Below are 9464 nucleotides of genomic sequence, written 5' to 3' on the forward strand. Positions count from 1 at the left end.
CTTAGCCGCCAGCCTGTTTCGGCTTGTGTCCCAGCTTGACGAGCGCCGCCATGATGGCCGCCACATGGTCGCCCTGCACTTCGATCACGCCATCCTTGACGGTGCCGCCCGAGCCGCACTGGGTGCGCAGCTGCTTGCCCAGCAGCGCCAGCGCGATGGCGTCCAGCGGCAGCCCCTTGACCACGGTGACGCTCTTGCCACCCCGGCCCTTGGTCTGGCGCGACACGCGCACGGCGCCATCGCCTGCGGGGGCCGACCTGGCTGCGGCCTTGCAGGTGCACTGTGCCAGTGGCTGGCGGCACGCGGGGCACATGCGGCCCGTTTCGGTGGAATAGAAGAGGCCGCCCAAGGAGGTGTTTTTCATATTAATGGCATGCGGAAAAAGTACCGGGGTCAGCCCCCCTCGCCCGCCAGCAATGACCTTTGCGTTGGCGGTGTCGGGGGGGGCTGACCCCGGCTGTTCAAATGGTGGTGGCGCTATCTGTTTTCACCATTGGCAGCAAAAAGGCTGGAGGCAGACCCGGCGGGTCTGACCGCGGGCTAGTTTACCACCCCGGTCGGCACTTCCGTCACCGTATCGGGAATGCCCGACAAAATCGTTACCGCCACCCGGCGGTTGCGCGCGCGGCCTTCCGGCGTGTCGTTCGGCGCGACCGGAATATTGTCGGCGTGGCCGACCGCCGTCAGCCGTGAGGCTTCTACGCCGCTGGCGATAAACAGGCGCACCACGGCGCTGGCGCGTGCCGACGACAGCTCCCAGTTCGAGGCAAAGGTCGAGTTGCTGATCGGCTGGATATCGGTATGGCCTTCGACCTGCACATTGTGCGCGTCGCCGCGCAGCAGCACGGCCACCGCGCGCAGCGCCTGGTCCGATTCTTCCGTCAGGCCGGCGGCGCCCGGATCGAACAGCACGCTGGCATTGATTTCGACGCTGACGCCGCGGCTGGTCTGTGTCACGCGCACCTTGCCTTCCTTGACCAGCGGCGCCAGGGTCGAGGTCAGGTCCTGCGCCAGGCGCGTCATGTGTTCGCGTTCGCGGCGGATGGCTTCGGTGCGGCGTTTGACGGCCGGGTTCGGCAAGGGAATCGCCTGCGGCGCTTCCATCTGGATCGGCGGCGCGCCCTTGTCCAGGCTGAAGGCAGTGCCGATGGCGTCGGAAAACACGCGGTACTTGCCTTCGTTCACTTGCGAAATCGCGTACATGACCACAAAAAAAGCAAACAGCAGCGTGATGAAGTCGGCGTAGGAAATCAGCCAGCGGTCCTGGTTGTCCGGCTCTTCGTCATACTTCCTGCGTGCGCGCCGCATCATGGTCAGTGCTCGTGCAGCAGGCTCGATACGCGCTCTTCGATGATGCGCGTATGGTCGCCGGTGGCGATATCGTAGAACACGGCGGCCGTGATTTCATATTGCACCACGCGGCGCGAAACGATGGCCTTCAGTTTGTTGGCCACCGGCAAGAACAGCAGGTTGGCCAGGCCGACGCCATAGATGGTGGAGACAAACGCCACCGCGATGCCGCCACCGAGTTTGCTCGGATCGGTCAGGTTTTCCATCACGTGGATCAGGCCCAGCACGGCGCCGAGGATGCCGATGGTGGGCGAATAGCCGGCCGCCGATTCCCAGATTTTCACGGCCTGGCGTTCGGCCAGTTCATAGGCGGTGATTTCCACGTCGAGCAGCTGGCGCAGCTTGTCGGGCGCGATGCCGTCGACGATCATGCGCAGGCCCTTGGCATTGAAATGGTCGGGCGTGTTTTCCATCAGGCGTTCCAGCGCCAGCGTGCCGTCGCGGCGCGCCGTCAGGCTCCACTGGCTGATGTCGCGTCCCAGCTCGGCACGTGTGTCCGCTGGCGGCAAAAAGACCCAGCGCAGCATTTCAAGTCCGCGCACGAAGGTGCGCAGCCGCGTCTGCAGCAGCACCGCGCCGAAAGTGCCGATCACCACGATGGCAAAGGCGGCCGGCTGCAGCAGCGAGGCCATCTTGCCGCCTTCGAGTGCCTGGCCGACCAGCAGGCCCGCCAGCGCCAGCGCCAGCCCGATTACGCTGGACCAGTCCACGCCTGCTCCCTCAAGTTTGCGCGCAGGCGCGCGACGGCCTGGGTATGGAGCTGCGACACGCGCGACTCCGACACGCCCATCACGGCGCCGATCTCTTTCAGGTTCAGCTCTTCCTCGTAATACAAGCCCATCAGCATTTTCTCGCGTGGCGGCAGCGCGTCGATCGCGTCGATCACGGACTGGCGGAAATCGGTATCGAGCAGCGAACGCAAGGGGTCGCTGTCCTCATCCACGCAATGGCGGTCGAGGAAGCTGTCATTGCCATCGGGATCATGGAAGTCTTCATAGTACACCAGCTGGTGGCCGCCGCCCTCGCCCAGCATTTCCTGGTAGTCGGTCAGCGACACCTTGAGCAGCTTGGCCACTTCCGATTCGGTCGGCGGATGGCCGAGCCGCTGCTGCAGCGTGCTCATCGCTTCTTCGATCTTGCGCATGTTCTGGCGCATGCTGCGCGGCAGCCAGTCGCTGGTGCGCAGTTCGTCCAGCATCGCGCCGCGGATGCGCAGCACGGCATACGTTTCGAACTGCGCGCCATGCGTCTCTTCATAGCGGGTAATCGCGTCGAGCAAGCCGATCATGCCGGCCTGGATCAGGTCGTCGACCTCGACTGAAGGCGGCAGTTTTGCCTTCATGTGATGCGCCAGACGCTTTACCAGCGGAATATGTTCCGTCAGCAAATGATCCTTGTTCGATTTCCCTTTGACCGTGTACATAGGCTACTTGTTATTTTATTTTATGAGGGTGCTGCTGATGGTTCATCAACCCGTGCTTTGCCAGCCCGATCTTCAGGCGCTCAGATGCTGCATGCTCCCTGTCTGGCACAAGCTCGAACCGAGTACCGGCGCCGCCGAACGGGCCATCCGTTCGGCCAGTCCGCGAAACGCCACCGACGCACCCGCCATCGGGAACGCATCGATCACGCTGCGGCCCAGACGCGCCGCGCGGTGCAGGTATTCATCGGCCGGAACCGAACCCATCGACGTCAGTTTCACGGCCAGATAGCGGCTCGCCGCCTGCGCCATATTATCGTACACCACTTTTGCCTCGATTTCGGAGGCGCCGGTGACAAGAATGCCGAATGGACGGCGGCCCAGCTCCTGGTTCAGGCGCTTGATCAGGCAATAGGCGGCCTTGATCGAGGTGGCGCTGGTCGAGACCTGCACCACGATGTCGGCGCTGGCCATCATCGGCACCGGGAAGCATGCGCCGCCCTGCCCCGCCAGATCCATGTCGCCATCGACCAGCACGATGCCGGCCTGGCGCGCCATGACTTCAAACGTCTTGGCCAGGCGGCGCGCTTCGTCGTCGCTGGCGTAGCCGGGACCATCCATCAGGTGATTGCGCGCGCCCAGGGTGGCCACGCCGAAACCTTGCGGCACCTGGTGGATCACCTGGTTCAGGCCGCACTGCTGGCGCGCCACGTCAAGCAGGCTGGCGCCGTGGGCCAGGCCCAGGCGGGCCGCCACGCCGTCGCCGCTGGTGCTGGCGTCGAGCAGCAGCACTTCATTGCCGGCGTGGGCCAGCGACGCACCGAGGTTGACCAGCATGGCGCCCTTGTCGTCCTGCGGCGTGGCCGACAGGAACGTCAGTACGCGCGGCTGCACGCCGGCGAGCATGCGGCGCAGGCCTTCGGCCTGGTCGAAATCGAAGTTAGCCAAGGTGCACCCCGCGCGCTTCATTGTTGCGAGCGGCGGCCTGGGCCATCAGCAGCGGCAATTCGGTATCGGAAAACTGGGTCGCGGCCGAGTCGCGCTTGAGCTTGAAGGCGCGGTCGATCAGGTAGCCGCGGTCGGCCAGGTACAGGTCTTCCGGCACGCGCTGGCCGTTCGAGACATAGAACAGATTGAGCTTCTGGCGGATCACCACGTCGAGCACATTGCCGATCGAGGCCGCTTCATCGAGCTTGGTCATGATGCAGCCGGCCAGGCCGCTGCCCTGGTAGGCCCGCACCACTTCGTTCAGCGTTTCCTGGGTCGCCGTCGAATTGAGGCACAGCAGCCGTTTCACATCCGCGCCGGCGCCCGACAGCATCGCCACCTGTTCGGTCACCATCTGGTCGCGCTGGCTCACGCCGACCGTGTCGATCAGCACCGTATGCTTGTTTTTCAGTTCTTTCAGGGCGATGCGCAGGTCTGCTTCATCCTTGACCGAATGCACCATCACGCCGAGGATCTTGCCGTAGATGCGCAGTTGCTCATGCGCGCCGATACGATAGGCGTCGGTGGTGATCAGCGCCAGTTTTTCCGGACCGTGGCGCATCACGCAGCGCGCGGCCAGCTTGGCGGTGCTGGTGGTCTTGCCGACGCCGGTCGGGCCGACCAGCGCAAACACGCCGCCCTGCTCGAGCATCGCGTCTTCATTGGCCATGGTGTTCAGGTTGCGGCTCAGCACGGTCTTGATCCAGCGCATGCTTTGCGCGCCGTCGAGGCCGGCCGGCAGCTTGTCGATCAGGTAGCGCGCCAGGCTGGCCGAAAAACCGGCCGCCAGCATTTCGCGCAGCACCACGTTTTTTTGCGGTTCGCGCTGCTGGGTGGCGCTCCACGAAATTTCCGCCAGCTGGGTTTCCATCATGCCGCGCATGGCGCGGATTTCATTCATCATGCCATCCATGTCGGCCGAGGCATTCTTTTTCACGTGCGCCAGCGCGCTGGTCATCATCTGCTGCATGCGGGCCATGTCCAGGCCTTCGGCGGCCGGCGCGGCAGGACGCGGCGCCGGTGCGGACGGGCGCTGCGGCACCGCAAACTGGGTCTGCAGCTGGGGACGCGGCTGCGCCATTTCGGAGGCGACCGGCGGCGACGACAGCGACGCGGCATCGTCATTGGCCAGCGCGAGGATTTCCACCACGCCATCGCCCTGGCGATTCGACAGGATCACGGCGTCCGGACCGAGCGCTTCGCGGACCTTGCGCAGCGCATCGCGCGACGTCGGCGCGGTAAATTTTTTCACATTCATGGCCGGCCTCCCGTTGCTGGGTTGACGTGTTCCTGGCTGAACTGTGTGACCATCATCGACTCCTGTTGCGTGAGCGCTGCCTCCCACATGGGACACAGATCACTTGGACAGTGTCCATTATTGGCGATGCACGCAGGAAATGATCGAAGGAACAGGACGGGAAATGGGGCTTATTTCAGTTTGCCGAGGGGAAATTGGCAAAATAACCCAAAAGCAACGGCTGGGGTCAGACCCCTTCGACCACCAGGGCAGGCCTCGGTGTTTGCGGCAGTGAGGGTCTGACCCCGGTACTCATGGTGCCAGCTATTGCGCGCCAACCAGACTGGTCACCCGAATCGTCTTGGTCTCCGGCACTTCCGCATGCGACAGCACCTTCAGCTGTGGCAGCGCGCGGCGCAGGAAACGCGACAGCAGAGCGCGCAGCGGGGCCGGCACCAGCAGCACCGGCGTCAGGCCCATCGCTTCCTGCTGCTGCGCGGCCAGGCCGGCCTGGTGGGCGATGGTGTCGGCCAGGCCCGGCTCGATGCCGGAGCCGTCGCCGCCGTTGCCCATGGCCTGCATCAGCAGGCGTTCCAGGCGGTTGTCCAGGGTCATCACCGACAGTTCGGCCGCGCCGGGGAACAGCTGCTGCACGATGGCGCGGCCCAGCGCGATACGCACCAGGGCGGTGAGATCGGTCGGGTCCTGCGTATGCACGGTGTGCTCGGCCAGGGTTTCGATAATCGTGCGCATGTCGCGGATATGCACGCCTTCCGTCAGCAGGTTCTGCAGCACTTTTTGCAGCGTCGACAGCGACAGCATCTTCGGCACCAGGTCTTCCACCAGACGTGGCGCATCCTTGCCCAGGTGGTCGAGCAGCGACTGCACTTCGGCGCGGCCCAGCAACTCGGATGCATGCGAAGTGATCAGGTGATTCAAATGGGTCGCCACCACGGTGCCCGCATCGACCACCGTGTAGCCCATCGATTGCGCCTGGTCGCGCAGGGCGCCGTCGATCCAGGTTGCCGGCAGGCCGAAAGCGGGGTCGGTGGTGGACACGCCGGGCAGGCTGCCGCTGGCCATGCCGGGATTGATCGCCAGGAACTGGCCGTTGAACGATTCGCCCACGCCCACTTCCACGCCCTTGAGCGTGATGCGGTAGGCGGACGGCTTCAGTTCCAGGTTGTCGCGAATATGCACGGGCGGCGCCAGGAAGCCCACTTCCTGGGCAAACTTCTTGCGGATGCCCTTGATGCGTTTCAACAGTTCGCCGCCCTGCGACTTGTCGACCAGCGGAATCAGGCGGTAGCCCACTTCCAGGCCCAGCGTGTCGACCGGCATGATGTCCTGCCAGCTGGCTTCTTCCTGTTCCGGCGCGACGGTGGCCTGCGGCGCCTCGGCCGGGATCTCGGCATCGGCCTTTTTCTTGGCCGCCGTCCTGGTAATCAGGTAGGCCGAGCCGCCCAGCGCGCCGGCCAGCAGCAGGAACACCATGTTCGGCATGCCGGGGATCAGGCCCATGCCGCCGATAATGCCGGCGGTAATGTACAGCACTTGTGGCTTGGCAAACAGCTGGCCCACCAGCTGGGTGCCGATGTCCTGGTCGCTGGCCACGCGCGAGACGACGATACCGGCCGCCGTGGAAATGATCAGCGATGGGATCTGCGCCACCAGGCCGTCGCCGATGGCCAGCAGCGTGTAGTTTTTCAGCGCATCGGCAAAGCCCATGTCGTGCTGGATCAGGCCGACCATCAGGCCGCCGACGATATTGATGACGGTAACCATGATGCCGGCAACCGCATCGCCGCGCACGTATTTGCTGGCGCCGTCCATCGCGCCGTAGAATTCCGCTTCCTGCGCCACTTCCGTGCGGCGGCGGCGCGCTTCGTCTTCGACGATCAGGCCCGCGTTCAGGTCGGCGTCGATCGCCATCTGTTTGCCGGGCATGGCGTCCAGCGCAAAGCGGGCGCCCACTTCGGCGATACGGCCCGCACCTTTGGTAACGACGGTAAAGTTAATGATGGTCAGGATGATAAACACGACGATACCGACCGTGTAATTGCCGCCGATCAGGAAGTGGCCGAACGCCTCGATCACCTTGCCGGCCGCGTCCGCGCCCGTATGGCCTTCGGTCAGCACCACGCGCGTGGAGGCCACGTTCAGCGACAGGCGCAGCATGGTCGACACCAGCAGGATGGTCGGGAAGGCCATGAAGTCGAGCGGCTTGACTGTATACAAGGCAGTCAGCAGCACGATGATCGACAGCGCGATATTGAAGCTGAAAAAGATGTCAAGGATAAACGCCGGCAACGGCAGCACCATCATCGCCAGCAGCATGATGATGATGATCGGCGCGGCCAGGCCCTTGCTGGCATTGTTGTTCATGCCGCTCAGCCAGGCTGGCATTCTCAAGCCGTTCATGGTGTAGTTCCTTTATTGTTCTTGTCCGCGCCTGGCGCGGGCTTGATCTGCGAGGCAGGATCGTGCGGATCCAGTTCGGGCGGCACGTCCAGTTTCTTCGGCTTGTCCGGGCGCTGGCCATTGCCATTGCCGTAGCTGCGCAGCTGGAACACATAGGCCAGCACTTCGGCCACGGCGCCATACAGCGCTTCGGGAATTTCGTCGCCGATCTCGGTATGCTTGTACAGCGCGCGCGCCAGCGCCGGTGCTTCCAGGATCGCGACCTTGTGTTCGCCGGCCAGCTCGCGGATCCTGGCCGCCACTGCGTCGGCGCCCTTGGCCACCACCTGCGGCGCGCCGCGCGAATTCTCGCCGTATTTCAGCGCCACCGCATAGTGGGTCGGGTTGGTCACCACCACGTCGGCGGTCGGCACGTCGGCCATCATGCGGCGGCGCGACATCTCGTGCTGCAGCTGGCGGATTTTCTGCTTAATCTGCGGATTGCCGTCCGACTCCTTGGCTTCCTGCTTGACTTCCTGCAGCGTCATTTTCATCTTGTTGGCGTAATGCCACATCTGGTACGGGCCGTCGATGGCCGCGATCAGGCCCAGCGCGCCGACGATGATCAAAAAGGCGCTGATCAGCAGGCTGATCAGATGGGCCGAGCCGGCCTTCAGCGATTCCACCGACAGGCCCAATACCGCATCCTTGTAATGCTGCATCACCATCCAGGCGACGAACCCCACCACCAGTGTCTTGGCCAGCGCCTTGAGCAGCTCGACCAGCGCGTTTTTCGACACCATGTTGCCCAGGCCGCGTATCGGGTTGAGCTTGCCGAAATTCGGCGTGAATGCCTTGGAGCTGAACAGCCAGCCGCCGACCAGCAGCGGCGACGCCAGCGCCACCACCATGATGGCCACCGCATACGGCAGGCAGGTCAGCAGGACGGAGGTGACGTCGCTGGCGACGCGCAGAATCATGGCATTCGGATTGAGGATCTGTTCCCGGTCCAGCGTCAGGCCGGATACCATCACGGCCGTCAGCCGGCGCACGATGGCGTCGCCGGCAAACCACAGGCAGCAGCCCGACGCCATCAGCACCGTGAACGTCGCCACTTCGCGCGATCGCGGAACGTCGCCTTCCTCACGCGCCTGCTCGAGGCGCTTCGGTGACGCCGATTCGGTCTTTTCTGCGTCGCTGTCTTCCGACATCAATCAACTCCGGTGAAGTCCTGCTGCCGGGGCTGGCGCATGATGGACTGGATAGCCAGCATTATTGCTGGTCAACCGGGATTGCCATGCGGGGAACAGGAGGACAAATGCCCTGCATTTCGGCTTGCCAGGCTGAAATTATCTTGAGCGCCTGGTTTCTGCCTGTTTCACGCTCTGTTCGATGGCGCCAAAGATCGATTTGCCATCGTCGCCGAGCGCCTCGATGCGCACCGTGTCGCCGAACAGCATATACGGCGTGCTGACGACGCCATCGGCGATCATCTCCTGGTGTCGCCGCTCGGCGATGCTGGAAAAACCCTTTTTGACTTCCTTGTTGGCGACGCCACCCGCGCTGACCACGCTGCCGGCGCGGGCGTGGCGCGTCTGGCACAGATGCGCCAGCAATTGCGGGTAATTGAAGGCCATGTCGGCGCCCGCGTGCGGCTGGCCCGTCAGCTTGCCGTTCAGACTGCTTCGCAGGGGCAGGTGTACCTTGCCGCCGCGCCAGCTGTCGCCCAGCTCGTCCGGCGTGACGGCCACCGGCGAGCAGGCCATGGCGGGCTTGGCTTGCAGGAAACCGTAACCGCCGGCCTGTTCGGCCTGCGCCAGGTTGCGCAGGGTGATGTCGTTAACCAGCATCAGCAGCTTGATGTGCAGGTGCGCCTGGTCCGCCGTCGCCCCCATCGCCACATCGTCCGTGATGGCGGCGATGCCCGCTTCGTAGTCGATGCCCCACTGTTCGTAGGCCAGCACGATGTCATCCTGCGCGCCAAGAAAACCGTCGCTGGCGCCCTGGTACATGCGCGGCGCTTCGCGCAAATCGGGCGGAACTTCCACGCCGGCCGCCTTGCAGGCGCGC

Annotated in this window: 9 protein-coding genes; all 9 read right to left on the reverse strand. The window is 64.2% G+C overall.

Annotated elements, in window-relative coordinates:
• Window position 1 precedes the first annotated feature (1 nt).
• Window positions 2–364 carry a translation initiation factor Sui1 gene (locus RTQ46_RS17185; RefSeq protein ID WP_312438420.1) on the reverse strand — a complete coding sequence of 121 codons (363 nt, stop codon included), beginning with the start codon at window positions 362–364 and terminating at the stop codon, window positions 2–4.
• 176 nt (window positions 365–540) lie between these two features.
• A complete protein-coding gene (gene motD, locus RTQ46_RS17190; RefSeq protein WP_312438436.1) occupies window positions 541–1308 on the reverse strand; it encodes a flagellar motor protein MotD in 768 nt (255 codons plus the stop codon).
• A 5-nt stretch (window positions 1309–1313) separates the two neighbouring features.
• Complete coding sequence (locus RTQ46_RS17195) at window positions 1314–2060, reverse strand: flagellar motor protein (RefSeq protein WP_312438422.1); 747 nt, start codon at window positions 2058–2060, stop codon at window positions 1314–1316.
• On the reverse strand, window positions 2042–2773 hold the full coding sequence (locus RTQ46_RS17200; protein ID WP_312438423.1) for an RNA polymerase sigma factor FliA: 732 nt from the start codon (window positions 2771–2773) through the stop codon (window positions 2042–2044). The genes RTQ46_RS17195 and RTQ46_RS17200 overlap by 19 nt, the downstream gene beginning before the upstream one ends.
• Window positions 2774–2845: 72 nt before the next feature.
• Window positions 2846–3718 carry an antiactivator of flagellar biosynthesis FleN protein gene (locus RTQ46_RS17205; RefSeq protein WP_312438425.1) on the reverse strand — a complete coding sequence of 291 codons (873 nt, stop codon included), beginning with the start codon at window positions 3716–3718 and terminating at the stop codon, window positions 2846–2848.
• Window positions 3711–5015 carry a flagellar biosynthesis protein FlhF gene (gene flhF, locus RTQ46_RS17210; RefSeq protein ID WP_312438426.1) on the reverse strand — a complete coding sequence of 435 codons (1305 nt, stop codon included), beginning with the start codon at window positions 5013–5015 and terminating at the stop codon, window positions 3711–3713. Before flhF ends, RTQ46_RS17205 begins: the two co-directional genes overlap by 8 nt.
• Window positions 5016–5318: 303 nt before the next feature.
• The gene (gene flhA, locus RTQ46_RS17215) at window positions 5319–7415 is read right to left on the reverse strand and encodes a flagellar biosynthesis protein FlhA (protein WP_312438428.1); all 2097 of its coding nucleotides are present in this window, start codon (window positions 7413–7415) and stop codon (window positions 5319–5321) included.
• A complete protein-coding gene (flhB, locus tag RTQ46_RS17220; protein ID WP_312438430.1) occupies window positions 7412–8605 on the reverse strand; it encodes a flagellar biosynthesis protein FlhB in 1194 nt (397 codons plus the stop codon). Before flhB ends, flhA begins: the two co-directional genes overlap by 4 nt.
• Window positions 8606–8743: 138 nt before the next feature.
• Window positions 8744–9464 (reverse strand): fumarylacetoacetate hydrolase family protein (locus RTQ46_RS17225; RefSeq protein ID WP_312438431.1); only part of this gene is annotated, 721 nt, incomplete at its 5' end.

The sequence above is a fragment of the Janthinobacterium sp. genome (assembly GCF_031995485.1).
In the GTDB taxonomy this organism is placed as follows: domain Bacteria; phylum Pseudomonadota; class Gammaproteobacteria; order Burkholderiales; family Burkholderiaceae_D; genus Janthinobacterium.

Bases quoted from the DNA above. Each gene is read 5' to 3' on its own strand.
- RTQ46_RS17185 (WP_312438420.1), bottom strand. From the start codon at position 364: ATGAAAAACACCTCCTTGGGCGGCCTCTTCTATTCCACCGAAACGGGC.
- motD (WP_312438436.1), bottom strand. From the start codon at position 1,308: ATGCGGCGCGCACGCAGGAAGTATGACGAAGAGCCGGACAACCAGGAC.
- RTQ46_RS17200 (WP_312438423.1), bottom strand. From the start codon at position 2,773: ATGTACACGGTCAAAGGGAAATCGAACAAGGATCATTTGCTGACGGAA.
- flhA (WP_312438428.1), bottom strand. From the start codon at position 7,415: ATGAACGGCTTGAGAATGCCAGCCTGGCTGAGCGGCATGAACAACAAT.
- flhF (WP_312438426.1), bottom strand. From the start codon at position 5,015: ATGAATGTGAAAAAATTTACCGCGCCGACGTCGCGCGATGCGCTGCGC.
- flhB (WP_312438430.1), bottom strand. From the start codon at position 8,605: ATGTCGGAAGACAGCGACGCAGAAAAGACCGAATCGGCGTCACCGAAG.